We start from the raw sequence: 26,249 nt of genomic DNA, 5'->3' as shown, positions 1-26,249 counted from the left end.
TTAGAGTGAAAGTTTTTTGTGAATATCGTCCACGTACTTTTTAAACTGCTTGTCGGTCGACACTAAATTGTCGACAGTCTTACAAGCGTGTAAAACAGTCGCGTGATCGCGATCGCCAATTTGTGAACCGATATTGGCTAACGAAGCTTTCGTGAATTTCTTTGCAAAAAACATGGCCAACTGACGTGCTTGAACCACGTGGCGTTTTCTTGTTTTTGATTGTAAAATTTCAAGATCCAATTGAAAATAATCAGAAACTACTTTTTGAATGTAGTCAATAGAAATTTCTCGTTTTACGTTTTTCACGAATTTTTCAACCACATGTTTGGCTAAATCAATCGTCACTTCTTTTTTATTGAAAGAAGATTGTGCGATTAATGAGATCAAAGCCCCTTCTAATTCACGAACGTTTGATTTAATATTTCTCGCAACATATTCAATAATTTCTTCTGGAATTTCAACACCATCTCTATAAAGGATGTTCTTCAAAATTGAAATTCTAGTTTCATAATCCGGTTGATGCAATTCTGCTGAAAGTCCCCATTTGAAACGAGACAATAAGCGTTGCTCAATGTCTTGCATGTCAACAGGCGCTTTATCCGAAGTCAGAATAACTTGCTTTCCGTTCTGGTGCAAATAGTTGAAAATGTGAAAAAACACATCTTGCGTTCCGGTTTTACCTGAAAGAAATTGTACGTCGTCAATAATCAAAACGTCAATCAGTTGATAGAAGTGAATAAAGTCGTTCCGGTTATTTTTCTTAACCGAATCAATGTATTGTTGTGTGAAAATCTCGGCTGAAATATATAAAACCGTTTTTTCAGGATATTTATCTTTAATTTCTACTCCAATAGCGTGTGCCAAATGGGTTTTTCCTAAACCAACACCACCAAATATAAGTAATGGATTAAATGCGGTTCCGCCTGGTTTATTAGCGACAGCCATACCTGCTGAACGTGCCAATCGGTTTGAATCACCTTCTAAAAAGTTGTCAAAACTATAATTTGCATTTAATTGAGATTCGATTTTTAAATTGCGAATACCAGGAATTACAAACGGATTTTTCAATTCTGGATTCAAATTCTTAAAAGGAGCGTCAACTTCCTGCGTCTTCATTGGTCCACGATGAGCACTTGGCAATTGTTCCGTAAAAGGTTGTTTGTTGCCATAAGTGTTCTCCATTTTAATTTTATAGAGTAACTTTGCGTTTTTCCCGAGTTCTTTGGTAAGTGCAACTTTTAATAATTTAACATAATGTTCTTCAAGCCATTCGTAAAAGAATTTACTAGGCACTTGAATGTACAAAGCATTGTCTGTTAATTCTACTGACTTAATCGGTTCAAACCAAGTTTTGTATGCTTGATCTTGGATATTGTCTTTTATAAATAATAGACAGTTTTCCCACACTGATTGAGCAGTTTTGTTCATAATTAGACTTTAAAATGTGTTATTTATTAGTGGTTGATTTTTATAAAAAAGAAAGGCTCTTTTCCATATCTTTCGGGACAACAAATATGTGAACAATTTTCTTCAAAAAAAAATTATTACCGATTGATTTTGTAAAAAAAATGTTGTAAGTCATGTAAAATTGACGTTAAAATTAATTTAGAAAGATACGAATTTATTATGAGAATACATGAGTTTAAAGTTAGAGTTCGTTATTCAGAAACGGACCAAATGGGAGTGGTTTACCACGGAAATTATGCCCAATATTTTGAGATGGGACGCGTGGAGTGGTTGAGAAACATGGGGATTTCGTATAAATGGATGGAGGAAAACGGAGTGATGCTTCCGGTGGTCTCTTTAACGATGAATTATAAAAAACCGGCACGTTACGACGATTTGATCACCGTCAAAACTATTTTCAAAAGCCAGACGTCCGTGAAGATTGAATTTGACTATGAGATTTATAACGAGATGCAAGAGTTATTAACAATTGCCCATTCGGTTTTGGTTTTTGTGGACATGAAAACAGGTCGTCCAATTACACCTCCAAGTTATATTTTAGACAAAATTTCCGAATTAAATAAGGAAATCAAATAGAATGGGTTTATTCCTTAATTTTAACTTCAATAGGATACAAAGAATTGAAAATGTCGAATACGTGTTCGGCATTTTTTTTGCGGATTTTGAGTTCAATCTCGCAGCTCATTTCCATTTTTTGCGCTACAATTTCTAAATTCTTTTCTTTAATTACTCTCATGACTTTATTCATGTTTTCATAATTGAATGAAACTATAAAATGTACGTCAATCGTTTTTTCAACGATATCTGACTGTTCCAGCGTCATTTGAGCAACTGTTTTGTAAGCAGTAATCAATCCGCCAACGCCTAATTTGATTCCTCCGTAATACCGTACAACAACAATTAGCACGTTCGTCACGTCAAATGATTGAATTTGGCCGTAAATAGGCATTCCTGCAGAGTTATTTGGTTCGCCGTCGTCATTAGCTCGATAAGCGATTTTATCGACGCCCAATTGATACGCATAACAAAAGTGAACTGCACCAGTATTGTTTTTTCGCAAATCCTCAATGATAACTTTTACATCATCTTCATTTTCTATTGGAAATGCGTAGCCGAAAAATTTACTGCTTTTTTCTTTCAGCAAAAAAGGTTCAGACGCAGAAGCAATCGTTTTGTAAGTATCGTTTATTTCCAAAATAGCTAAAATTTTACTTTATCAAATAATTCAATCACATCTTCTTCGCCAACTTTTAAAGTCCAAACCTGAATTCCTAAATCTTCTGCCGCGTCTGTATTTTCTTTTTTGTCGTCTACGAACAATGTTTCTGATGAAATTAAATTATTTTCGCTAAGTACTTGCGTATAAATTTCAGTTTGTGGTTTTCGCAAACCCATTTCAAATGAAAAATATACTTTTTCAAAACAATTGTAAAATCGATTGTAAAAATCGCTTCCAACCTTTTTTTGAAAATGTGCAATATGAATGGCGTCTGTGTTGCTCAACAAAAACAGTCGGTAATTTTTAGTTACTAATTGTTCTAAAAATTCTAAACGATGAAGTGGAAAGTCGCCCAGAATTGTACACCAACTTGATTTTATTTCTTCTAAATTCTTATTCGAACTATGTTTTTGAATTTCCGAAAGAAAGAATTCTTCAGAACAACGGCCTTTTTCAAAAGATTCATTTAATGTGTTTAATTCCGAATTCCATTCTTTAATTCCCAAAGATTGTAATGAATGACGCAAACCTTCTTTGTCTAAATCGATAAAGACATCGCCGAAATCGAAAATGATATTTTTAATCATGATTTCTGAAAATTAAAAGTGCGTCTTCTAAAATGCTTTTTTGTGCTGTTAATTGTCCAGAAAGTTGTGGTGCTTTTGTTCCTTCTGTAAAAGATGTTTTTCCTTTAAATACACGAGCCTCGTCCCAAAGATTTTCATCGATGAAAGTTTGCAAAGTTCGGGCTCCACCTTCAATGATTACAGATTGAATGTTATGTTGAAATAAGGAATTGCAAATTTCTTGTGCTAAATCCCCTTTGAAATTAATAACTTCTGAAATACAATTTGGGTTTTTAAAACTTCTTTTGCTTTCCGAAAAAACAATTGTTTTTTCTGTCGAATTAAAAACTGCTGCACTTTCAGGTATCCGATTTTGTCGGTCTAAAATGATTTTCACTGGCGAATTACCTTTCCAATCTCGAACATTCAAACTCGGATTGTCGTCTAAAACGGTTTGCGTACCCACTAAAATTGCTTGCTCTTCCGTTCGCCATTTGTGCACCAATTGACGCGAATATTGATTTGTTATCCAAACTGGTTTTTGTTCGTCCTTACTCAATGGAGCAATTAATCCATCGGAGGTTTCCGCCCATTTCAATATAATATAAGGACGTTTCTTTTGGTGAAAAGTAAAAAAGCGTTGGTTCAATTCTAGACATTCTTCGTCTAATACGCCAATGGTAACATTATGTCCGGCTAAAAGTAATTTCTGAATTCCTTTTCCTGCAACTTTTTCATTTGGGTCAATAGTTCCAATCACTACATTGGGAATTTTATGTTCAATAATTAAATCGGAACACGGCGGTGTTTTTCCAAAATGGCTGCAAGGTTCTAAACTCACGTAAATGGTAGCTTTCGGTAATAAACTTTTGTCTTTAACCGAATTTATTGCGTTAACTTCTGCGTGAGGTTCGCCTGCTTTTTTGTGCCAACCTTCACCTATAATTTGGTTTTCGTAAACAATTACACTTCCTACCATAGGATTTGGATAGGTCGTTCCCAAGCCATTTTTGGCGAGTTGAATGCAGCGTTTTAGGTATTTTTCATGTATCTTCACGTCGCAAAAATACTATTTTGTTTTGTAATGACTGCAATATCAATCCGACCCATTGAACTTCAAGATAATCCATTTGTCGAAGCGCTGATTAAAAGTGTCTTTGACGAATTAGATTTACCTAAAACGGGAACAGCTTATGAAGATGTTTCTTTAAAAACCATGTTTGAAAATTACAATGTGGAAAACTCGATTTATTTCGTCCTCGAAAAAGAGGGAAAAATTATCGGTGGAGCTGGAGTTGCTCCGTTAGAAAATCCATCAAATGGTGTGTGCGAATTGCAGAAAATGTACTTTCTGCCGGAAGCTCGTGGTTTAGGTTTTGGAACGGAATTAATGCAATTGTGTTTAGAAAATGCAAAAAAATTCGGTTTTAAAAGTTGCTATTTGGAAACATTGCCTGAAATGAAAGACGCCCAAAAACTTTATGTGAAATCAGGTTTTGAATATTTAGAAAAACCGTTAGGGTCAACAGGTCACACCTCTTGTCCGATTTGGATGTTGAAAAAATTATAAAAAATGAACGCAAAATTATACCGAACTAAATTTATAGAAGCCTTGGAGCCAATTCACGGAATGGACGAAGCAGAAAGTTTTTTCTACCTTATTTTAGAAGACAAACACAAAATGAAACGCATTGATTTGGCACTTAACACAGATTTTGAGTTTTCAGGTGACGCGATAAATGTTTGGGAAAATTTAATTACAGAATTAAAAAAGGAAATTCCCATTCAATATTTATTAGGAAATACAGAGTTTTATGGTTTGCCTTTTGCGGTCAATGAAAATGTTTTAATTCCGCGTCCTGAAACGGAAGAATTGGTGGATTGGATTATTACTGAGGAGAAAAAGATAGAAAGATTTAAAGATAGAAGGATAGAAGGATTGCAAGATTTAAAGATTTTGGATATTGGAACGGGAAGCGGCTGCATTGCGATTTCACTGGCGAAAAATATTCCATATGCGAAAGTTTTTGCGATTGATGTTTCACCTGAAGCATTGCAAGTTGCAAAATTAAATGCGGAACAAAATAAAGTGGAGGTGATTTTTTTAGAAAAAGACATTTTGCAAACCGGAGATTTAATGGAGCAGTTTGATATCATTGTTTCGAATCCGCCGTATGTTCGGAATTTAGAGAAGCACGAAATAAAAGCAAATGTGTTGGAAAACGAACCGCATCTTGCGTTGTTTGTAGATGATTTTGATGCGTTGATTTTCTACAGAAAAATTGCCCTTTGGGCAACTAAGAATTTGAATAATGGCGGACAATTATTTTTTGAAATCAATCAATATTTAGGAAATGAAATGATTCAACTTTTGAACGAATTATCGTTTTCTGATATCGAATTGCGAAAAGATATTTACGGAAATGACCGAATGACTCGTGCGGTTTGGAACAAACAAAACAAATTTTAATTATCGCGCTTTAACAATTAGAAATAGTCTCGCAAAGGCGCCAAGACGCAAAGAGTAACAAATAGCTTTGCGACTTGGCGCCTTTGCGAGATAAAAAATATAAATTGAAATTATACGAAACAATCGTTGTAAAATTTAAGATATTTGCACAACAATATAATCAGCATAACTCATAATTAAAAAAATGGCATCTAAACCAAGCATACCAAAAGGAACAAGAGATTTTTCGCCTTCAGAAGTAGCGAAAAGACAATATATCATGCAAATTATCAGAAGTAATTTTGAGAAGTTTGGTTTCCAACCGATTGAAACGCCATCGTTTGAAAATTCGGATACCTTGATGGGGAAATATGGCGAAGAAGGTGACCGATTGATTTTTAAAATTTTGAATTCCGGTGATTATTTGGCGAAAGCCGACGTTACATTATTAGAAAATAAAGACAGTCTAAAATTGACTTCAACTATTTCTGAAAAAGCATTGCGTTACGACTTAACGGTTCCGTTTGCGAGATATGTAGTGCAACACCAAAACGAAATTGAATTTCCATTTAAAAGATACCAAATCCAACCTGTTTGGAGAGCTGATCGGCCTCAAAAAGGACGTTTTAGAGAATTTTTTCAGTGTGATGCTGATGTGGTTGGTTCAACTTCGCTCTGGCAAGAAGTAGAATTAGTACAATTATACGACAGTGTTTTTTCTGAATTAGGATTGAAAGGCGTGACGATTAAAATCAATAACCGCAAGATATTATCTGGAATCGCAGAAGTAATTGGTGCGTCGGATAAGTTAATTGATTTTACGGTAGCTTTAGATAAGTTAGATAAAATTGGTGAAGACGGAGTTAAGAAAGAAATGATGGAGAAAGGAATTTCGGAAGCCGCATTAGTAAAGGTGCAACCGTTATTTTCATTCACCGGAAGTATTTCTGATAAGATTTCACAATTGAAAGAATTACTTTCTAGTTCTGTTGAAGGAATGAAAGGAGTGGAGGAGTTGCAATTTATTTGTGATAATGTAAACGAATTGGGTTTACAAGATTCTATTTTAGATTTGGACGTAACTTTAGCTCGTGGATTAAATTATTACACAGGAGCTATTTTTGAAGTTGCTCCACCAAAAGAAGTTTCGATGGGTTCCATTGGTGGCGGTGGTCGTTACGACGATTTAACTGGAATTTTTGGTTTGAAAAACATGAGTGGTGTGGGAATTTCTTTCGGATTAGACCGCATTTATCTGGTTGTGGAAGAATTAAATTTATTCCCAGAAACAGTAAAAGTGACGACAAAAGCCTTGTTCATCAATTACGGAACTGAAGAAGCAAAATATGCGATGAAAGCGATTCATTCTTTGAGAAAAGAAGGAATTAAAGTGGAAATGTATCCCGATGCAGCGAAAGTAAGCAAGCAATTTGGTCACGCCGACAAACGAAATATTCCATTTGCAGTGATTGCTGGAAGTGAGGAAATAAAAGAAGAAAAGTATGCGTTGAAAAACTTAATTTCTGGTGAGCAAGCGCTTTATTCTTTAGAAGAATTAAAAAAGAAACTTATTTAATAAGCACACTACTTTATAGAAAAAGGGTTTAATGCAATTGCAATTAAACCTTTTTTTTGTGGATAGCTGTTTCTTTTTCTAAATGCCTCCGTAACGTACCGTTGAACCTAAAATCAGCATTAAAACGCCAATTGTTGTGACTGAAATAATGTGAAAAGCCATTACATTCAAATTCTTTGGACTTAATTTAGGAATTACACGCGTTTGAGCATTGATGGCGAGTGCGAAGGTGAGAAAAAGTAAAATTAATTTTAGAGAAACTACAGTTTCAATTGGTGAGGAGAACGAAAACCATGTACTAATTGTGGCATTAAAATCGTACGCCATCCAAATCCCGGTGATTATTAGTGTTGCCAATGAAGGAAGTCCAATTCTACCGTATTTTTCTTCAAAGATTAAATTATTTTTGGATCTTTTTTTTGCAATGCTTCGGGTAAAAAACTAACGCTTAAAACCAAGTGACCACCCACCCAAACAGCAGCAGCTAGTAGATGTAAAATTAATAAAAGATGGTGTGTAGTCATTGTTTTGTCGTTTTTAAGGTCAATAAACTTCCCATAAAAACGAGAAGTCCAATACCGATGCATGTAGTTGCAATTAAGATTGAAACATAGTAAAAATGATGGTAGCCATTTCCCATAAACAGATATAATCCTTCGCTAAAAAGCAAATATTCCATTACAGTAAAGCCAAGTAGAAATACCATAATTCCTATGTCTGCAATTTTATTTTTAATTCCGTATAAAGAAGTTTGTGTAATAAAAGCGAATAAAAAACTATTTACTACTCCGATCATTGCAAGGTGAATAAAGCCTACCGTAAAATTTCTGATCGCATGAGAAGCAATTGCCAGTTCAGTAATTGCAGTACTTGATTGAATTATTATTTTCAAAAACAGGCACGAAAAAGCAAAGTAATAAAGGAATTTGGTGATTGGTTGTTCTGTTGCAAAAATAGTTTTAATATGTGGTTTTAGAAGCAGCACGAAATAGACCATTCCTACAAATTGAAAGAGCAGTCCGATTGAATTTATAGTTCTGAATAAATTTCCATCAAAATACCAACTCAAAGGTAGAGCAAAAGTCAGTACAATTCCGATAACGGTACTTAGGTAAAACTGATTAAATGTTTTTTGCGAAAGCGAAATTTTTAAGCGTTGCACCTTGTGAATGAATAATGCAAAAACCGCTAATATAAACCACCCGTTAAATTGAAAATGCAAGAAAAACTGAATGGCCGTATTGTAAAAGGGCGAATCCTTAGCACCAGTTGAAGCTATTGGTCCTAAAAACCAAACGCCAATGGTAGAAACTGCCATGAAAATTAGTGCGGCATGCAACAGTTTGGTTTCAATTAAAGATTTTGATTTGTGGTCTTTGAAGATCAAGAAGACAAAATAATAACTGCAAAGAATATGTAATGTGGAGAAAACAATAGAGAACAAAGCATATCCTGTAATAGGAAATGTAATTGCCATTCCAAGAACGGATATTTCGGTCAACCAAAACAACCGATTGTATTTTGGCTTATCGCGCATCTTTTTAGGTATAAAATTAGCGACAATAAAAGTATACACTGCAAGATAGCACCAACCCAATATTACGGTATGCGAATGAGAATGTAAGAGGTACGTATAATTAAAATTTGTAGGGAATACATAAGCGGAACGCAAACCGATTGCCATTAAAATTGCGAGGCAAAAGTTGATCAAGCATGTGATGAGCCAAGATTTTTTCATCGAATTCACGTTAGAAAGTAATTATTTTCCGATTTAAATAGAACATAAAAACAAGATTGCCGAGGTTGTGTTATTTCCTCGGCAAACTTTTATTTATTTAGTGTGCTACTGCTTCAAATGTTTTTTCAAGCGCGATTGCTCTTGGGAACATGATGTTGTTTTCAATATGAATGTGCGTGTGCAAATCTTTTTCGAATTCATCTAACATTGCGAAAGTCACTTTGTAGGTATTACAAGCATCTGCCGGAGGTGTATAGTTGTTTGATAATTCCACAATTTTTCTGAAACGGTCGCCTTCTACTTCGTGTTCGTGTTTCATCATTTCCACTGGATTTTCCACTGTTCCAAAATGAGGAGTTGCGATGTCGCGGTTTTGTGATTTGGCTTCAGCCATTAAACGAATGAATGGGAATAAAACGGTTTCCTCTTTAATCATGTGAGCGCCTAAATCTGCTGCTGAACCTTTAAAAAGTGCAGTAATTTCGAACAATTCAGGATGAGTCGCACCATGTACTTTACATAATTTGTCTAAGAACTGAATCAATACAGGCGTTTTTTCTGTTACGTAACGGTGGTGTTTTTTCTCTACGTAATCTGCAAGTAAATCCAGAGGCCATGATTTGTAATCAATGGATTCTCCACCTTTATCATTCATTACATCGTTTAATTCTTGCGATAACGACGCGGGATTTAAGTTATTTTTTTCGCAAACTTCTGCGATGCTGCGTTGTCCTTTGCAACAAAAATCGATTCCGTGTTTTGAGAAAACAGCTGCTGTTCTAAAATCGAATGCTACGATTTCGCCTATTGGAGAATTATTATTTGTTTCCATAATCTATTTAATTTATATAATTTTAGTAATCACTTAAAATAATTTTTAACGTCTTTTGTCCTAATTTTTAGACATAATTAGCCTCCTGCGGAAAGAAAAACACGTCTTAAGTGTTGTTTCTCTCCGCAAAATTTTAAAAAAATAAGGCTAATGGATTTGTTTAGAAAATGCTTATTCTACGATTAGCTTTCCTTTCATCAAAGCTAAATGTCCAGGGAATGAACAGATGTAATCGTAGGTTCCTGGCTCAGAAATTGTGAACGTGATTGTGTCACTTTCTCCACCACCAATTAATTTTGTGTGTGCTACAACAGATCCTGACTCAGAAGCTGGAATGTAGTCTTGGTCTTTTGCTTCAGCTGCTTTTGCGCCAAATGCATTTACATCAGTACCTGGTTTCAAAATTACTAAGTTATGACCCATCACTGCTTTTTCCATTTTTCCAGTGTGTTTCAATGTCAATGTAATCTCTCCAGCCTTAGCACGAAGTTCGCCAGTAGAATACTGCATCGCGTCATTACTTTCAATTGTAATGTCGTTTGATGTTGTAGCATCTTCTACTTCGTAAACTTCTTCAGTTGTAGTAGTTTCTTCCGTTTTTTCGGTTTTTCCACCACAAGAATTCAATGCAAAAATTGTCGCGAATGCTAAAAACGAAATCTTAAAAATTCTCTTCATAATAATAAATGTTTGTAATTAGGGTTAAAAATTAGTGTTACTCGTGATTATATAAATGTACTTGAAATGTCTCTCAAATCAGCTCATCAAGTTCTTATTTTTAACACTACAAAGATATAGTGGACTTTATTGTCCGCTTTATGATTGTAATCATAAGAGCGTTATTATTTTGACTTAAAATGAGCAAAAAATAGAGCCAATTCGATACTAAAGTTACATCTTTTTTTAATAATAAAAAAATCAATATATTTTAGCAAGTGGTTAAGCGTATATAAACCCATTGCTTAGCGCAAAAAAAATACCTAGAAAAAAAGTGGGGACAAATTTTTCTAGGTAGATTAACCAAATAAAAGTAGGTATTACAGCACGATAACTTGTTTTAATTCATCGATCAATAGGGTGAGATGTTCAATTTCTACATGTTCCATCATGATGACTTTGTACCACTGATTCGTATGATCGTGTTTTTGGGGAACCAAATCAAAACGCTCCGCTAAATGTTCTGGAATATAGGAAGCTTTTAGCGTTACAATATTCATAAAAGGATTTCTAAAATAGGCAATTCCCAACGCGTCAAGTTCTTTACAAAACCATTTTGTTCGCATTTGTAAGATGCTGATTTTTTCAAACCAACCATTTCCTCCGTAAGTGAATAAAATCATCCATACGGCAACTGCATTGGCTCCAGAACGACTTCCGCAAAGGGTTAAGTCCATTCCTTCTACATATTCGGCTTCTTTAGTTAGTACGTTTTCAATCAAACCCTTTCGGCAGATGAAAATACCAGTTCCGTAAGGCGCTTGCAGCATTTTATGTGCGTCAATGGTAATCGAGCTCACATGTGGATTTTCAAAATTTAAAACGCTGTCCGGATTGCTAAACGGATAGAAAAATCCACCGTAAGCCCCGTCAATGTGTAATTTGAAAATGATATTATTTTCAACGAGAACGTCGGTGAGTAAATTTACATCATCCACAGCTCCAAACATTGTAGTACCCATATTGGCAGTAACGATAAAATATTTCTTGCCTTTTTTCTTTGCTTCTAAAATGTGGTTTTCAAATACTTCTTTTGAAATCGTTCGGTTGTCAAAATTGACAGGAATTTTTATAGAATCAATCATCAACAAATTAGATGCTTTTGCGATTGAATAATGCGTGTCTTCTGAGGCAACCAAAACAATTTCGTCTAAACGTGCATTAAAATCTTTGATGTATTGGTTTCTGTAAATCCAGAATGCTTGAATATTTGCTTCGGTACCTCCTGGAGAAATGTATCCGTCAAAACCGTCGGGTTGCGCCTTAAAAATGTCAACTGCAATTACGTTTAATACTTCGCGTTCGATATTCTGTGTTCCCGCAAATGCTTTTTCAGAAGTACCAAATGTATGGCAACCAATATTATTAGGATTAGCAACATATGCTTGTAAAGTAGGTGCGTCTTTCAAAAATGGAGCATCGTCGTAAAAAACCCTATTGTCCAATTTTGAGGCAGGATAGCCAAGAGAAGTGTCTTTTGAAAAGTTGACATTCTTTTGCAACGCTTCGGCAATTCGATTCACGCGTTCCTGTTGCGATAATTTTTTCCAATACTGCATGGTGGTAAAATTTTTCACAAAAATAAGACTATCCAGCAATGCAAAAGTATGATAATTGTTAGTTTTAGATGAAAAACACGAATTCGAAAAGATTTGTTATTTATTTGCTACCTCTTTTTTCATCAAAAAATAATTCTCCTTATCTGTTTCAGGCATCATGTTTCCTTCATTATTCAATAAAATTAATTTGTTTTCGCCCACTTTATACATGGTTGTTACACCTTTAATTTCCATTGAAATATTTGAACCTGACTCATCCCATTGGTATAAGCCTTCCTCGGAAGTTTTGTCTTTTTTGTCACCGTTCATTTTTGTAGAATGCAAAATAAATTTATTGTCGGTGCTAATTGTTAGCTCAGTAAAAGTTCCGTCGCAGCCATCACAAGGCAATGTTCCTTCGTACGTTCCTTGCCAATCTAGAGAATTTATACTCGTGTGACCGTCCATATTCTGTTCTTCGTTTACAATTTCTTTTTGCTCATTGAAATCACCGTCCGTTTTTGCCTCTTCTTTGCATGAAATGAATACGGAAGAAGATAATGCGATTATAAATAGTGCTACTTTTTTCATGATCTTTTTATTTTAAAGTTGGGGTAAAGCTATTTAACAATCATTCGTTTACTGTTACGACAAGCATGTCTAAATGTTATAAGTTCTACTGTTTTTGTTTATGATGAAATTGAATTTGGTGTAAAAACATATTCGAACTAGTACAAAAAAAACCATTTCAAATGAATGAAATGGTTTGTAATAGAGTTAGTCTAAAAACTATTTTGGATCTAAAGCCATGCTGATTTTCGACACTAAGTCTAACAAGTGGAACTTGCTCAAACGATCAGAATTTCTAGAAGCGCCTAATTTAAGCTTGTTTTTCAATTCAGATAACTGACCTCGTGCAATTGACGGAATATCAGTTTCGTTGTACTGAACCGGTCTTCTATTCAGTCCCGAAGCTGACTTTTTACCTTCGTTGTCTAATGCTTCAATCAAATTGTTCACATAGAGTTTTTGAAGATTTCTTCTGTAAATATCAATTGGAGCATTTGTATTTACTTCTGTGAAAATACCTTTTCCTAAATCCGACATCAATTTATCTACCGAATAATTCGTTTTGTCTAAAGAAGAGGTTTCAATTAATCTGATCAATCGGTCTCCAGCCATCAAACTATTTAACGTACCGCCTTGTAATGATTTCATTGCTTCAACACCATTGTCAGGATTGATTTTGTTCAAGATATTTTGGTCTAACAACCATGTTGGCGTTTTGAATAATTGATTTTGTAAGAATGTAATAGCTTCAATTTGCGTTGCTGCTGGAACTACATCGTATTCATTCCCTTCCATTTCAGAAGTTTTTGGGTTGAAATAAATTCCTCCCACATTTTTAGTAACGTGTCCCATATATCTTCTAAATTGACCTGTTAATGAATTGTACAAACCGTTTAGCTCAGAATAATCTTCGCCACTTTCGTTCGCCCAAGTTGCCAACTGCGGTAAAATTCTTTTCAAGTTTTTGATTCCATATTCAGAAGCTTTCATCGCGTTATCGCCTAAATCTTCGGTCTGGTATCTTGGGTCGTACGGACTTGATTCAGTTCCAAACCACAAACGTCTGTCTTTATAAGCTTCCTTAGTCATTTCATTTAACAATGCTTTTTCTTCTTTAGAATCTTTCGCATCAGGAAAATAAGAATAACCCCATTTGATCGCCCATTTGTCGTAATCACCAATTCTTGGAAACAAATCAGTTACATTATCTTCTGGTTGTGCCACGTAGTTAAAACGAGCATAATCCATAATTGAAGATGTATGTCCTTTTTCTTTCTGGAATTTAGCATCTCTCAATTTTTCAACTGGCGTTGCATTACTCGCTCCCATATTGTGGCGTAAACCTAAAGTATGGCCAACTTCATGCGAAGAAACGAAACGAATTAATTCGCCCATTAACTTGTCGTCAAATTTTTTATTTCTCGCTTGAGGATCAACAGCCGCCGTTTGAATCAAGTACCAATCTCTCAATAAACTCATGATGTTGTGGTACCAACCGATGTGACTTTCTAAAATCTCACCTGTTCTTGGATCGTGTACATTTGGACCATAAGCGTTTTGAATGTCTGCTGCGAAATAGCGTAAGACAGAAAAACGGGCATCTTCAAGACTCATCGTTGGGTCATTTTCAGGCCAATATTCACCACGAATTGCGTTTTTCCAACCTGCAAATTCGAACGCTTCTTGCCAATCGTCAATTCCAGCTTTGATAAAAGGCCTCCATTTTTCTGGAGTTGCTGGGTCGATGTAATATACAATTGGTTTTTTAGGTTCAATCAATTCACCTCTTTTTTGTTTCTCAGCATCTTCGGCATTTTTAGGCTCTAATCTCCAGCGAACCGCGAAAACATCTCTTTCTACTTTCAAAGATTCATCTTCAAAAACAGAATATCCATTGGCGAAATAACCCACACGTTTATCGTATGTTCTTTTACGCATTGGCACTTCTGGTAAAAGTAAAAGCGAAGTATTCAATTCCACTGTAACCACTCCAGCATCTAAACCAGCAGGAAAATCTACGCCAATTTGTGGAGTAGGAGTTCTTGAAATTTTTCTTGCTTCAGTTGTAAATGTTTTTACACTTCTGATTTCAGTATTGATTGGGAAACTTTTTATGCCTTGAATAAACGATCTGTCTTTTTGAAAAGATTGAATTTTCAGAAGTTGTTTGTTTACAGGACTCAAAGAAAATGTTTGCATATCGGCGTCGAAACTTGAGTTCATGTCAATCACATAACCTGTATTTTTCTTTCCGTCAGCTCCTTTTTTGTAAGCTAAAATATCGTAGTTTCCAATAATTGGATCTGCACTTGAATTTTTTACGGCTTGACCAATTGGTTTATCCTCATCTGGAGTCGTAATTACATACGTAATGGAACGCAGTAGAATGTTGTCGTTTGGACCTTTTTCAAAACGAACAACTTGACGATTGATTTCTTCACCACCAAAAATCCCGCCACCGGCTGGCACTTTTGAATACCTCGTGATGGTCATGATTTCTTTGCCAATTAACGAGTCGTTAATTTCAAAAAGATACTTGTCTTTTGTTTTGTGGATGTCAATTAATCCCTTTTGAGTAACAGTTTTCGAAGAGTCGATAACTGTATTGTAGGGTTTAGGTCCTTTTTTCTCTTCGGGTTTTTTCTGTGCAACTTCAGTCTGGTTCTTCGACTTTTTATTTTTGTCCTTCTTTTGAGCCAGAGTCGAACAGCCAAGAAGCATTACTGCACAAGTGGAAAGTAGTGTAATTTTCTTTAACATAAAATAATTGGTTAATGGTTTCTGTATGAGTTTTCAAATCTATTTTAAATTGTATAGATTTTTGACTTTTCAGACCAATTATTAGATTTATTTAACAATTTTATGACTTGTTTAATTTTTTAATGCGCTCAAATTTATATTTCTAAAACGTATTATAATCTTTTCAGCACTCTCAATCATATGTATAACGCTAATATAAATTTATTATCACTTTAAGATTATTAGATTTAAATTCAAACGTCCTTTAAAATCACCTTAGGTTACTTTCTTAAGAAGTCTAAAGTCCGTAAATTGCGAGTTCTATAAAAACAGAATGATGAGCGACAATAAAGTATTAAGTTTTATAAAAGAAGTACTGCAAAACAGACCTGATGGATGGTTGACTACGACCACACATCGCCTTGATATTTATGAAGAAGAATTGGCTAAAACGCAATTTTTAGAGCAGTTTGAAATTTTGTACAAGGAGTCAAACGCCTCTTCAATTGCATTAAATAAATTGCCAACGGCTTATGATTACATTCGTCTGGGTCATCCACTTTCGTGCGTTTTAGAATGGGGAATTGCAAAATTAAACCACCAAAACGCAGAGAATGTAATCAGCTTTTCGTCCCAGGCGGTTCCAATTCTATCTGTTTTGCGTAAGAATGGATTGGAAAATAAAAAAACTCAAATTCTATATGTTGGGAAATTGCCTGCAAACTTTGATCTAGAAGTAGTTCGAAATATCTACGGATACGATTTTGAATTGAAAGCATTTGATTCTTCGCAAGATGTACCTGAGTTTAACGGCAGTACAATTTTAATTGCAAATGAAGATAAATTTGGACCGACTAAAACACGAACCGGTGTTGATTTTCACATCAGTCTTTACAATGGTTTGGGAAGTGTATTAGTGGTTAATGGAGTTGAAAATGAAAATTATATCGCAGATATTCAACATGTACGAAGAAGAGAAACAGTAGCAATGACTCCTGCAGATTGTTTTATAGCTTTAGCATCTTTAGTTGCTGAAAGTCCGTTTAAACTTGCAGATCACAACAGTGATAAAGAAAAAGAATCGGTAGTACGTTCCATTCAAAAAATTACGGAAAGTCCTACAAATGCATTGGTAGCCTCAAGTGGATTGTCCATTCAGTATGCGATTATGATGGGATTGATACACGATGCAGATGAAAATCATACCGGAAAATCAATTAAAATTATTGTTCCGCCCAATTGTTACGGAGGTACAAATGATCAAGCAAGACGCGTTGCAGAATGTCTTGACCATGTTGAAATTGTAGATTTACCAGTTGACGGAGAGAACGATATGGTGCAAAGTATTGATCGGATTCTTGGAGAAATTGCATTGCAGGATGCCGTACCTTACATTATTGCAGAAATCCCAACAAATCCACGTGTTGAGGTGCCTAATCTAATTGATTTGCAAACCGTATTAACCAAAGAGCGGAAAACGGCGAATGGTGCGGTTGCAATTGATCCTGTTTTTATTTTAGATCAAACATTTTGCCCCAATGTCCATTTTTTAGGGGAAGGGAAAACACTTTCAACAGTTCGAACGATTTCTTTTGCCAGCGGTTCTAAGTTTCCAAGTGGTGGTCAATGTACCGCAGGCTATTGTGTGGGAAACAAAAAAACGGACGAATTGATGAAAAAAATAGAGGTGCATTTGGCACTTTGTGACAATGAAGCGACTGCTCTTCAATACGAAATTCTCGCCAAACAACTGCCTTCCATGAATCAACGAATTGTGGACGCTTATAAAAACACCCGCGAATTTGTGACTTACATTCACGAAGTGTTACCGACGGCGAAAATCAACTTTGTTTCAGAAGAATTGGCCCAACAAGGTTTTACACCTTCTGTTTTTTCTCTAGATCTTCCAACAAAAGGAAATTCAGACGCTGAAAAAGAAGCGTATAAAAGAGAAGAAAATTTAAAATTAATTCATCTAATGATTACCAAAATTCCGGACGAAAGTAAATTTTGCGTGAGTTATGGTCAGTTGAAAGGATGTTATTGGACGATTCCCGCAACTTCTACACAAGGCACAACGAAAGAGGGTGACAAGGATTATATTGTTCGTGCTTCACTTTCAGGAAACATGGATTTAGAAAAACACAAAGAAGTATTCTTGGAATTTGTAAAAAATAGGAGCTAAAAAAAAGCGGTAGTAAATAAATTTTACGAGTAGCAGATTCGGTTACGATAAACAAATCACAGAAGCTGAGTATCAGTTCGAATAAAGAAAATAAAAGTCAGAATAATGTCTGACTTTTATTTTTTAAGAAAGTTGAACCACAACACGTGTCTTTCTGAAGTTTTGAAAATAAAGCAACTGCAGCACATTTTCATAATTATATAAAACGAATTTTATAGTTCGTTTTCAACTAGTAAGTTAAACGCAATAAAATTAAGTGGATTTGCATTGAAAGAATTAAAAGCACGATTAAAATTTACCTTTCAAAAAGTTAAATCTAAATAGAAAATAATAAAAAACAGTATCTTTGACTTATGCAAAAAAGGTTTCACACTTATTTTATAATATTCATTCTAGGCTTATTTCTATTGCCTACGATGAGTTACGCGTGTGAAATGAAGGTAGAAAAAGCATGTTGTAAGAAAGAAATTCCTGTAAAAACGGAGAAGAAATCGTGTTGCAAAGACAATCATTCGCACGACGACGAGAAAAATTGTGGTGGGAAATGCGGTCACTCTAATTGTACTTCAACAGTGGCATCTTCTAGTTTTGCAGTTTTAAACGACTTTTCGTTTACATCCAATGCATTTGATTTTTCGACTGAAAAACAAAAATTTCAAGACACAAAAACCTTTATCTCATCAGGTTTTTCATCATTATGGCTTATTCCTAAAATAGGCTAGATTTAGTATTTGACAGCTACACTTATGTCAACTTTATAGCAAACGCTATACTTTTTAAACAACTTGTTACAGAAAACTCACCTATTTACACAGGGAAGAATTTCGTTTTGTTGTTACTTATTCGAAAAATTTTACTAAAAATCAAATTCAAAAAAGGCTAATTCTTTTTTGAATCTAAAATTATACTGATGAAAAATTCAATATCAAAAATTCTGGTAGCACTAACTTTGGTGCTATCCTTTACTGCAAGTCATGCACAAATAAAAAATGCAACAACAGCAAACGTAAAAATTTACGGCAACTGCGGCATGTGCGAAAAAACAATTGAAAACGCAGGCAATCTGAAAAAAGTTGCTTCTGTAGATTGGGACAAAAACACTAAAATGGCAACGCTAACTTTTGATTCTAAAAAAACGAATCAGGATGAGATTTTAAAGCGTATTGCTTTGGCAGGTTACGACAGTGATTCTTTTTTAGCTCCAGACGATGTGTATGAAAATCTTCACGGATGTTGTCAGTACGATAGAGAAGCAAAAGTTGCCGTAAAAGAGTCAGCTGAAGTTGGAACTCATAAAGATCACATGCAAACTATGACTTTACAAGCGCCACAAAACAAACCGTTAGACCCCGTGTTTAATAATTATTTTGCTGTGAAAGATGCATTGGTGAAAACAGATGCTGCATCTGCTTCTAAAAATGCGACTGCATTATTAGCTGCAATCGGAGATGTTAAGATGGATAAATTAGAAATGGATGTTCACATGGTTTGGATGAAAGTTTTAAATGATTTAAAAAAGGATGTAAAATATATTGCAGATTCTAAAGATGTTGCTCAGCAAAGAGATGGTTTCATAAATCTCTCAAAAGACATGTATACGTTGATTAAAATTTCAAAAACGGATACTCCTGTCTATTATCAATTTTGCCCGATGGCAAACAACGGAAAAGGTGCTAACTGGTTGAGTAAAGAAAATGCAGTCAAAAATCCATATTACGGTTCTCAAATGATGAGTTGTGGTAAAACAGTTGAAACTATTAACTAAGTCACTTTTAATTTGAAATTATATTCGCAAAAATTAATTGTAGCGTTATAATTTCTTCACTAAAAATTAATTCAAAATACAAATAAAATGAAAATAGTAAATATAAAATACATCGTACTAATACTAATTGTTGCTTTATTCAGTACAGCTGCTTCAGCTCAAATTTCAAAAGCCGAAATCATAGCTACAGGTTTAACGTGTTCTATGTGTTCCAATGCGATCAACAAGCAATTGCAATCGCTTCCAGAAGCAGTAAATGTGGAAACGGATTTAAACACAAATACTTTTACTGTTACGCTGAAAGAAGGCAATACATTAACGCCTGCTACTTTCAAGGAAAAAGTAGAAAAAGCAGGGTTCTTCATTGGTTCACTTGTTTTAACTGTTCCTTCAGAAACTGCGAATAAAAGTCCTTATATTATTGTAAAAGATGTAACGAAAAAATCCAAAGAAATTCAAATTCAAGTATTGGATAAAGGATACGTAGTAGATAAAGAGTTTAAAAAATTAGCAAAAGCGTATAAAAATATTCCTACATACGCAAGTTCGAATGAAGCTGATTTTCATGTAAAAGTGTTGAACTAATGAAGAAGATTTTAGTAGTCCTTACATTAGTTATTTTTCAAAAAGGGATTAGTCAGGAATTGTTTCTAATGACCGATCCCGCAAGTAATGTGCCCGCGAATTCTTTAGGTGTAAATGTGTTACAGTCGCTTTTTAAAGAGGAATTTAAAAGTGGTTACGATTACCAATTAATGCCTGAGGTTTCTTACGGACTCAATCGGAATTTGATGTTTAGAGCAACCGCGTTTCTCAGCAATCGCGATAATAATTTTGCAGCAGAAGGCGGTAGTTTGTATACAAAATACCGCTTCTACTCTTCGGATGATTTAAACAGTCACTTTCGAATGGCTGCGTTTGGACGATATAGTTTTAACAACGCGAAGATTCACCAAGAGCAGATAGAAATTATGGGTAATAATACAGGAATTGAAGCCGGAATTGTGGCTACAACTTTGATTAAAAAATTGGCCATAAGTTCGACGGTGAGTTTTGAAAAAGCCTTTGACAACACATCCAGTAATCCGTTTCCAGATAATTTAGGAAATAATGCTACGAATTATACATTGTCATTTGGTCAATTAATGTATCCTAAAAAGTACACAAGTTTTAAGCAAACCAACATTAATTTGATGGTTGAATTTGTCGGCCAAACCATTAACGAAAATGGAAAATCATACTTAGATGTTGTTCCGGTTGTACAATTTATTTTCAACAGTCAAGCTCGAGTGGACTTGGCTTACAGACATGAATTACTAAGTTCGATGACACGTTCTGCACCAAATGGAGTGTATTTGAACTTGTATTATACTTTTTTTAATTTGAAAAAGTAACGGTCTATATTTATGCAGGAACGCTCAGCTTTAGAATGAAAAGTAAAGAATACTAATTAGCTAGTTCACGCTGCTATTAATGTACATAAAAATGACACATAAATATACGGTTACAGGAATGACTTGTTCAGGTTGTGAAAGCACTGTGCGAAAAGACTTATTGAAAGTTGAAAATGTTACAGAAGTGCTTGTTTCGAAAGACAATGAAGAAGCTACCATTACAATGTCAAAGCATGTTGAATTAGAAATTTTTCAGAAGGCATTAGGCGGAAGCGAAAGCACGTACCAAATATCTTTACCAAATTCCAAAGGTGCTTCGGAAATAAAAGATAGTTGTTGCTCCACTGAAAAAAAAACAAGTAAATCTAAAGCTTCAAGTAAAAACGAACCAGGCACTTATTATTGTCCAATGCATTGCGAAGGAGAGAAAGTCTACGATAAAGCTGGAGATTGTCCTGTTTGCGGAATGGATTTGGTCAAACAACCTTCTCATAATCAAGCAACACAATACACGTGTCCGATGCATCCTGAAATCGTTGAGGACGAACCGGGAAGTTGCCCAATTTGCGGAATGGATTTAGTGCCTATGGAACCTACAGAATCGGACGAAGAAAAGGCATATTTGAAGTTATCTAAAAAGATGAAAATCGCTTTGATATTCACTATTCCAGTGTTTATAATTGCGATGTCAGAGATGATTCCTAACAATCCGTTATTTCAAATTATGGAATTGCGGTACTGGAATTGGGTTCAATTTGTTCTAACACTTCCTGTTGTATTTTACGCATGTTGGATGTTTTTTGAACGAGCGTGGAAATCCATTATTTCTTGGAATTTAAATATGTTTACGCTAATCGGAATCGGTACCGGAGTTGCATTTCTATTCAGCATATTTGGAATGTTATTTCCAGAATTTTTTCCCGCACAATTTAAAACTGAAAGCGGAACTGTTCACTTATATTTTGAAGCAGCGGTTGTGGTTTTAACTTTAGTGCTATTGGGTCAATTATTAGAAGCAAAAGCACATAGTAAAACCAGTGGTGCGATTAAAGAACTGTTGAAATTAGCACCTACAGAAGCGACTTTAGTTGTTGATGGTGAAGAAAAAGTAATTTCTATTCACGAAATTAAAAAAGGAGATAGCATACGAGTAAAACCAGGCGAGAAGATTCCAGTTGACGGGAAAATTACAGAAGGTCATAGTACAATCGACGAGTCGATGATTACCGGCGAACCGATTCCTGTAGATAAAAATGTCGATGATGCTGTAAGTTCAGGAACTATTAATGGCACGAAATCATTTTTAATGGTTGCTGAAAAAGTAGGTTCAGAAACGTTATTATCTCAAATCGTACAAATGGTCAGCGACGCCAGTCGCTCTCGAGCTCCAATTCAAAATGTAGTTGATAAGGTCGCTAAATATTTTGTTCCAATTGTCGTTGTTGTTTCTATAATCACATTTTTTATTTGGTGGCAATTTGGCCCTGAGCCTAAATTGGTTTATGGTTTTGTGAATGCTATTGCGGTACTTATTATTGCTTGTCCTTGTGCTCTAGGTTTAGCAACACCAATGTCAGTGATGGTTGGCGTAGGAAAAGGTGCTCAAAATGGTGTACTAATCAAGAACGCCGAAGCCATCGAAAAAATGAATAAAATCGATGTGCTAATTACCGATAAAACGGGAACAATTACAGAAGGTAAACCATCTCTAGAAAAAATTGTTGTTAAAGAAATTGATGAGATTGATGTCTTAGGAAAAATAGCTTCTATTAACCAAAGTAGTGAACATCCTTTAGCGACTGCAGTTGTAAATTTTGCCAAATCTAAAAAAGCTGATTTTTCGAAAGTAGAAAACTTTGAGTCAGTTACTGGAAAAGGTGTGAAAGGAACTATTAATAATGAGCAAATTCTTTTAGGTAATAAAAAATTATTGGAACAAGAAGGCGTTCAGGATTTTTCAGAAATTGAACAAGAAGTTATTGCAGAGCAAAAGTTGGGAAAAACCGTTTCTTACATTGCCATTGATAAAAAAGTGGTTGGTTATATTACTATTACCGATGCTATTAAGCCATCAAGTATTGAAGCAATTATAGAATTAAAACGTCAGGGTGTTGAGGTAATAATGCTAACAGGAGATAACGAAAACACAGCAAAAGCAGTGGCTTCTGAATTAAATCTAACCGACTTTAAAGCAAGTTTTTTACCACAAGACAAATTGCAATATGTAAAAAAATTGCAAGCTCAAGGTAAAATTGTTGCGATGGCAGGAGATGGAATCAATGACGCGCCAGCTTTAGCTCAAGCCGACATAGGAATTGCAATGGGAACTGGAACGGATGTAGCTATTGAGAGCGCTAAAATCACTTTAGTAAAAGGAGATTTACTTGGCATTGTGAAAGCGAAAAATCTGAGTCATGGTGTGATGAAGAACATCAAACAAAATCTATTTTTTGCATTTTTCTATAATGTTTTAGGAATTCCAATTGCTGCTGGAATTCTTTATCCATTTTTCGGACTATTACTTTCACCTATGATTGCTGCTTTAGCCATGAGTTTTAGTTCGGTTTCCGTTATAGCCAATGCTTTAAGACTGAGAATGCTTAAAATTTAAATCTAAAACAAATTAAGATGGACAATACACATACACATACACAAAAATCTAAATACACCACCTTCTTTTTAATGATTGGCGCGTCATTCATAGCGATGTATATCACGATGTATTTAAACACCTATTCAATTGACCATGTTTATTTCAGTATGACCCGCTTCTATATGGTGTGTTTGGGAATTTCAGCGATGGCGGTAATTATGCTGTTGTTTATGTTAGGCATGTATACAAATAAGAAAAAGAACAGGGCAATTCTGCTTGGAAGTTTAGTGCTTTTTAGTACCGCACTAACTTTAGTGCGTATTCAAAAGCCAATAGTTGGAGACCTTTTGTGGTTAAAAGGAATGATTCCACATCACTCAATTGCGATTCTTACCAGCGAAAGAGCCGATATAAAAGACGCTGAAGTTCGAAAATTAGCGGATGATATCATTCAAGCACAAAAGAAAGAAATTGAACAAATGAAAATAATGATTAAACGTTTAGAAAATGAAAAATAAAATACTACTAACACTCTTAGTTGTAATAGGGTTTGCATCCGAAAATTACGCTCAGAACATAGTTCGCTACGATTTACACGTTCGGGATACCCTCGTAAATTTCACAGGAAAAGAAAAAAGAGCTATTGCTGTAAATGGGCAGATTCCAATGCCAACCTTGACGTTCACCGAAGGAGATATTGCCGAAATTCACGTCCACAATCATCTGAAAGAATCGACATCCTTGCACTGGCACGGATTGTATATTCCCAATGAATATGATGGCGTTCCTCATTTGACGCAAAAACCAATTGAGCCAGGTGAAACATTCATTTATCGTTTCCCAATTATCCAAAACGGAACGCATTGGTACCACAGCCACAGCGGCATGCAAGAACAAATAGGAATGCACGGTTCGTTGATTTTGAAGAAAAAAGCAGACGATCCCACTTTTAGAAAAGGCATTGATGATATCCCGCAAGTCCCCATTATTTTGAGTGAATGGACCGATATCAATCCAATGAATGTACATCGAATGCTTCACAATGCTTCGGATTGGTTTGCTATTAAAAAAGGAACTACTCAAAGTTACATCGAAGCAATTAAGGAAGGACATTTTAAAACGAAGCTTAATAACGAGTGGAAACGAATGTTAGCCATGGATGTGAGTGATGTTTATTATGACAAATTTTTGATTAATAATAAAAATGAAAGCCAACTTTCCCAATTCAAAGCAGGCGACAAAGTAAGATTACGGATAGCAAATGGTGGTGCTTCGTCTTATTTTTGGTTGCAATATGCTGGAGGAAAAATAACAGTTGTTGCCAATGATGGAAACGACGTTGAACCCGTTGAAGTGGACCGATTAATCATTGGGGTTTCTGAAACGTATGATGTTGTAGTAACTATTCCTGCAGCAAATACTTCTTACGAATTTTTGGCTACAGCCGAAGACCGAACGAAATCTGCATCGGTTTACATTGGCGAAGGCATTAAGCAATTAATCAGTCCACTTCCAAAGTTAAAATACTTTGAAGGAATGAAGATGATGAACGACATGATGAACATGGACGGAACCATGAACGATATGGGAATGGATATGTCTTTGCAAAAAATGGATATGAATACCGTCATGTATCCAGAACTATCTGGAACTTCTATGAAAATGGAACATGGGAAAATGGACATGAAAGGGGATAAAATGAAGATGGAGAAAAATACTGACATGAAAATGGAAGGTATGGACCATTCGAAACATTCTATGAATGCTGATATCGTGACTTTAAATTACGGAATGCTGAAATCTCCAACAAAAACCACCCTTGATAAAGACGCTCCAGTAAGAGAAATCCGCTTTGAACTTACCGGAAATATGAACCGGTACGTATGGAGTATGGACAATAAGGTACTTTCAGAAAGCGATAAAATTTTGATTAAAAAAGGGGAGATCGTTCGCATTACGTTGTATAATAATTCGATGATGCGTCATCCGATGCACTTACACGGTCATGATTTTAGAGTGTTGAATGGACAAGGTGATTATGCTCCATTGAAAAACGTGTTGGATATTATGCCAATGGAAACGGACGTGATTGAATTTGCGGCTAATGCAGATGGAGACTGGTTTTTTCATTGCCACATTTTATACCACATGATGTCGGGAATGAACCGCGTGTTCAGTTACGAAAACTCTGAACCAAATCCATTTCTACCAAATAAAGCACAATCCTATAAAAAGCTACAAGCCGAAAGTAACGAATTGCATTTTATGGCAGAAAATGATTTTGCTACCAATGGAAACGACGGACAAGCGATGCTGCAAAATGCACGTTGGAGTTTTGGAACCGAATGGCGTTTGGGTTACAACGACAAACACGGTTACGAATCAGAAACACATATTGGAAGATATATCGGCACCAATCAATGGTTTATGCCGTTTGTAGGTCTTGATGCCCGTTATAGAAAATTCGGACACAACGAAGTAGAAGAGAATATTTTTGGTCAAAAGAATACGAAAGACAAACGAATTCTGGCAAGCATAGGTTTTAATTATACGTTGCCTTTATTAGTAATTGCGCAAGCTGAGGTATACCACGATGGGACATTTAGATTCCAATTGATGCGTGAAGACATTCCGCTTTCACCAAGATTAAGAGGTGCTTTTATGATCAATACCGACAAAGAATACATGGCAGGTTTCAAATATATTGTTGGGAAAAACTTAGGAATCACGACGCATTATGATAGTGATATGGGAATTGGATTTGGTTTGAATGTGAATTATTGATAAATAACGACGTTTATTTTTAAAAGTTTACCATCAATAAAAAGTGTACCTTTCTGAATGAGAATACGATCGGTTTTGAACAAAGGAAATAATTTTTATGACTGAATACAGACCGAT

At 35.2% G+C, this 26,249-nt stretch carries 22 protein-coding genes and 1 pseudogene; 12 read left to right on the top strand and 11 right to left on the bottom strand.

Going from position 1 to position 26,249, the window contains the following annotated elements:
• Positions 1–1,428, bottom strand: a complete 1,428-nt coding sequence (dnaA, locus tag YWA_RS0113445) for a chromosomal replication initiator protein DnaA (protein ID WP_022829037.1) — start codon at positions 1,426–1,428, stop codon at positions 1–3.
• Positions 1,429–1,626: 198 nt separating this feature from the next.
• On the opposite strand from dnaA, the gene YWA_RS0113440 reads away from it, so the two are divergent.
• Positions 1,627–2,043, top strand: coding sequence for an acyl-CoA thioesterase (locus tag YWA_RS0113440; RefSeq protein ID WP_022829036.1), 417 nt, complete (start codon positions 1,627–1,629; stop codon positions 2,041–2,043).
• Positions 2,044–2,050: 7 nt separating this feature from the next.
• Here YWA_RS0113440 and YWA_RS0113435 read toward each other — a convergent pair whose 3' ends face one another.
• Genes YWA_RS0113435 through ribD form a run of 3 tightly spaced genes read right to left on the bottom strand, consistent with a single transcriptional unit; the run spans position 2,051 to position 4,309 of the window.
• Positions 2,051–2,662, bottom strand: a complete 612-nt coding sequence (locus YWA_RS0113435; RefSeq protein ID WP_022829035.1) for an IMPACT family protein — start codon at positions 2,660–2,662, stop codon at positions 2,051–2,053.
• A 5-nt stretch (positions 2,663–2,667) separates the two neighbouring features.
• Positions 2,668–3,273, bottom strand: coding sequence for an HAD family hydrolase (locus tag YWA_RS0113430; protein ID WP_022829034.1), 606 nt, complete (start codon positions 3,271–3,273; stop codon positions 2,668–2,670).
• Positions 3,266–4,309 (bottom strand): bifunctional diaminohydroxyphosphoribosylaminopyrimidine deaminase/5-amino-6-(5-phosphoribosylamino)uracil reductase RibD, encoded by a 1,044-nt coding sequence (gene ribD / locus YWA_RS0113425; RefSeq protein ID WP_022829033.1) that lies wholly within the window; start codon positions 4,307–4,309, stop codon positions 3,266–3,268. Before ribD ends, YWA_RS0113430 begins: the two co-directional genes overlap by 8 nt.
• 27 nt (positions 4,310–4,336) lie before the next feature.
• On the opposite strand from ribD, the gene YWA_RS0113420 reads away from it, so the two are divergent.
• The 3 genes from YWA_RS0113420 (at position 4,337) to hisS (ending at position 7,277) form a co-directional block, all read left to right on the top strand.
• Positions 4,337–4,822 carry a GNAT family N-acetyltransferase gene (locus YWA_RS0113420; protein WP_022829032.1) on the top strand — a complete coding sequence of 162 codons (486 nt, stop codon included), beginning with the start codon at positions 4,337–4,339 and terminating at the stop codon, positions 4,820–4,822.
• Positions 4,823–4,825: 3 nt separating this feature from the next.
• Entirely contained in the window at positions 4,826–5,722 is an 897-nt protein-coding gene (gene prmC / locus YWA_RS0113415; protein WP_022829031.1) for a peptide chain release factor N(5)-glutamine methyltransferase, read from the top strand.
• Positions 5,723–5,906: 184 nt separating this feature from the next.
• Entirely contained in the window at positions 5,907–7,277 is a 1,371-nt protein-coding gene (hisS, locus tag YWA_RS0113410) for a histidine--tRNA ligase (protein ID WP_022829030.1), read from the top strand.
• A 78-nt stretch (positions 7,278–7,355) separates the two neighbouring features.
• Here the strand turns inward: hisS and YWA_RS15155 are convergent.
• From YWA_RS15155 to YWA_RS0113375, 7 genes and pseudogenes are all read right to left on the bottom strand, one after another.
• Positions 7,356–7,801 (bottom strand): annotated as a pseudogene (locus YWA_RS15155) (copper resistance protein CopD).
• Complete coding sequence (locus YWA_RS0113400; RefSeq protein ID WP_022829029.1) at positions 7,798–9,015, bottom strand: hypothetical protein; 1,218 nt, start codon at positions 9,013–9,015, stop codon at positions 7,798–7,800. The pseudogene YWA_RS15155 and the gene YWA_RS0113400 overlap by 4 nt, the downstream one beginning before the upstream one ends.
• Before the next feature lie 97 nt (positions 9,016–9,112).
• A complete protein-coding gene (gene ric, locus YWA_RS0113395) occupies positions 9,113–9,847 on the bottom strand; it encodes an iron-sulfur cluster repair di-iron protein (RefSeq protein WP_022829028.1) in 735 nt (244 codons plus the stop codon).
• 171 nt (positions 9,848–10,018) lie between these two features.
• Complete coding sequence (gene azu / locus YWA_RS0113390; protein ID WP_022829027.1) at positions 10,019–10,525, bottom strand: azurin; 507 nt, start codon at positions 10,523–10,525, stop codon at positions 10,019–10,021.
• 359 nt (positions 10,526–10,884) lie between these two features.
• Complete coding sequence (locus YWA_RS0113385) at positions 10,885–12,123, bottom strand: pyridoxal phosphate-dependent decarboxylase family protein (protein WP_026718807.1); 1,239 nt, start codon at positions 12,121–12,123, stop codon at positions 10,885–10,887.
• Positions 12,124–12,219: 96 nt separating this feature from the next.
• Positions 12,220–12,693 carry a copper resistance protein NlpE gene (locus YWA_RS15150; RefSeq protein ID WP_022829025.1) on the bottom strand — a complete coding sequence of 158 codons (474 nt, stop codon included), beginning with the start codon at positions 12,691–12,693 and terminating at the stop codon, positions 12,220–12,222.
• A gap of 198 nt (positions 12,694–12,891) precedes the next feature.
• Positions 12,892–15,432, bottom strand: a complete 2,541-nt coding sequence (locus tag YWA_RS0113375; RefSeq protein WP_022829024.1) for a zinc-dependent metalloprotease — start codon at positions 15,430–15,432, stop codon at positions 12,892–12,894.
• A 316-nt stretch (positions 15,433–15,748) separates the two neighbouring features.
• Between YWA_RS0113375 and YWA_RS0113370 the strand changes: the two genes are divergently transcribed.
• From YWA_RS0113370 to YWA_RS0113335, 8 genes are all read left to right on the top strand, one after another.
• Positions 15,749–17,596 carry a PLP-dependent transferase gene (locus YWA_RS0113370; RefSeq protein WP_022829023.1) on the top strand — a complete coding sequence of 616 codons (1,848 nt, stop codon included), beginning with the start codon at positions 15,749–15,751 and terminating at the stop codon, positions 17,594–17,596.
• A 416-nt stretch (positions 17,597–18,012) separates the two neighbouring features.
• Positions 18,013–18,318 (top strand): hypothetical protein, encoded by a 306-nt coding sequence (locus YWA_RS0113365; protein ID WP_022829022.1) that lies wholly within the window; start codon positions 18,013–18,015, stop codon positions 18,316–18,318.
• 188 nt (positions 18,319–18,506) lie between these two features.
• The gene (locus tag YWA_RS0113360; protein WP_022829021.1) at positions 18,507–19,361 is read left to right on the top strand and encodes a DUF3347 domain-containing protein; all 855 of its coding nucleotides are present in this window, start codon (positions 18,507–18,509) and stop codon (positions 19,359–19,361) included.
• An 87-nt stretch (positions 19,362–19,448) separates the two neighbouring features.
• Positions 19,449–19,946 (top strand): heavy-metal-associated domain-containing protein, encoded by a 498-nt coding sequence (locus tag YWA_RS0113355; protein ID WP_022829020.1) that lies wholly within the window; start codon positions 19,449–19,451, stop codon positions 19,944–19,946.
• Positions 19,946–20,755: a hypothetical protein gene (locus tag YWA_RS0113350; RefSeq protein WP_022829019.1), complete on the top strand. Its 810-nt coding sequence runs from the start codon at positions 19,946–19,948 to the stop codon at positions 20,753–20,755. The genes YWA_RS0113355 and YWA_RS0113350 overlap by 1 nt, the downstream gene beginning before the upstream one ends.
• A 91-nt stretch (positions 20,756–20,846) precedes the next feature.
• Complete coding sequence (locus YWA_RS0113345; protein ID WP_022829018.1) at positions 20,847–23,366, top strand: heavy metal translocating P-type ATPase; 2,520 nt, start codon at positions 20,847–20,849, stop codon at positions 23,364–23,366.
• A gap of 17 nt (positions 23,367–23,383) precedes the next feature.
• Positions 23,384–23,866 (top strand): DUF305 domain-containing protein, encoded by a 483-nt coding sequence (locus YWA_RS0113340; RefSeq protein ID WP_022829017.1) that lies wholly within the window; start codon positions 23,384–23,386, stop codon positions 23,864–23,866.
• Positions 23,856–26,132, top strand: a complete 2,277-nt coding sequence (locus tag YWA_RS0113335) for a multicopper oxidase domain-containing protein (protein ID WP_022829016.1) — start codon at positions 23,856–23,858, stop codon at positions 26,130–26,132. The genes YWA_RS0113340 and YWA_RS0113335 overlap by 11 nt, the downstream gene beginning before the upstream one ends.
• Positions 26,133–26,249 lie beyond the last annotated feature (117 nt).

It is taken from the genome of Flavobacterium antarcticum DSM 19726, from assembly GCF_000419685.1.
Classification (GTDB): Bacteria; Bacteroidota; Bacteroidia; order Flavobacteriales; family Flavobacteriaceae; genus Flavobacterium; species Flavobacterium antarcticum.
This window is presented reverse-complemented; position numbering and strand designations above follow the sequence as displayed.

Coding starts and splice junctions, on each gene's coding strand:
- dnaA (WP_022829037.1), bottom strand. CDS start 1,428: ATGAACAAAACTGCTCAATCAGTGTGGGAAAACTGTCTATTATTTATA.
- YWA_RS0113440 (WP_022829036.1), top strand. CDS start 1,627: ATGAGAATACATGAGTTTAAAGTTAGAGTTCGTTATTCAGAAACGGAC.
- YWA_RS0113430 (WP_022829034.1), bottom strand. CDS start 3,273: ATGATTAAAAATATCATTTTCGATTTCGGCGATGTCTTTATCGATTTA.
- YWA_RS0113420 (WP_022829032.1), top strand. CDS start 4,337: ATGACTGCAATATCAATCCGACCCATTGAACTTCAAGATAATCCATTT.
- prmC (WP_022829031.1), top strand. CDS start 4,826: ATGAACGCAAAATTATACCGAACTAAATTTATAGAAGCCTTGGAGCCA.
- hisS (WP_022829030.1), top strand. CDS start 5,907: ATGGCATCTAAACCAAGCATACCAAAAGGAACAAGAGATTTTTCGCCT.
- YWA_RS0113400 (WP_022829029.1), bottom strand. CDS start 9,015: ATGAAAAAATCTTGGCTCATCACATGCTTGATCAACTTTTGCCTCGCA.
- ric (WP_022829028.1), bottom strand. CDS start 9,847: ATGGAAACAAATAATAATTCTCCAATAGGCGAAATCGTAGCATTCGAT.
- azu (WP_022829027.1), bottom strand. CDS start 10,525: ATGAAGAGAATTTTTAAGATTTCGTTTTTAGCATTCGCGACAATTTTT.
- YWA_RS0113385 (WP_026718807.1), bottom strand. CDS start 12,123: ATGCAGTATTGGAAAAAATTATCGCAACAGGAACGCGTGAATCGAATT.
- YWA_RS15150 (WP_022829025.1), bottom strand. CDS start 12,693: ATGAAAAAAGTAGCACTATTTATAATCGCATTATCTTCTTCCGTATTC.
- YWA_RS0113375 (WP_022829024.1), bottom strand. CDS start 15,432: ATGTTAAAGAAAATTACACTACTTTCCACTTGTGCAGTAATGCTTCTT.
- YWA_RS0113370 (WP_022829023.1), top strand. CDS start 15,749: ATGAGCGACAATAAAGTATTAAGTTTTATAAAAGAAGTACTGCAAAAC.
- YWA_RS0113365 (WP_022829022.1), top strand. CDS start 18,013: ATGAGTTACGCGTGTGAAATGAAGGTAGAAAAAGCATGTTGTAAGAAA.
- YWA_RS0113360 (WP_022829021.1), top strand. CDS start 18,507: ATGAAAAATTCAATATCAAAAATTCTGGTAGCACTAACTTTGGTGCTA.
- YWA_RS0113355 (WP_022829020.1), top strand. CDS start 19,449: ATGAAAATAGTAAATATAAAATACATCGTACTAATACTAATTGTTGCT.
- YWA_RS0113350 (WP_022829019.1), top strand. CDS start 19,946: ATGAAGAAGATTTTAGTAGTCCTTACATTAGTTATTTTTCAAAAAGGG.
- YWA_RS0113345 (WP_022829018.1), top strand. CDS start 20,847: ATGACACATAAATATACGGTTACAGGAATGACTTGTTCAGGTTGTGAA.
- YWA_RS0113340 (WP_022829017.1), top strand. CDS start 23,384: ATGGACAATACACATACACATACACAAAAATCTAAATACACCACCTTC.
- YWA_RS0113335 (WP_022829016.1), top strand. CDS start 23,856: ATGAAAAATAAAATACTACTAACACTCTTAGTTGTAATAGGGTTTGCA.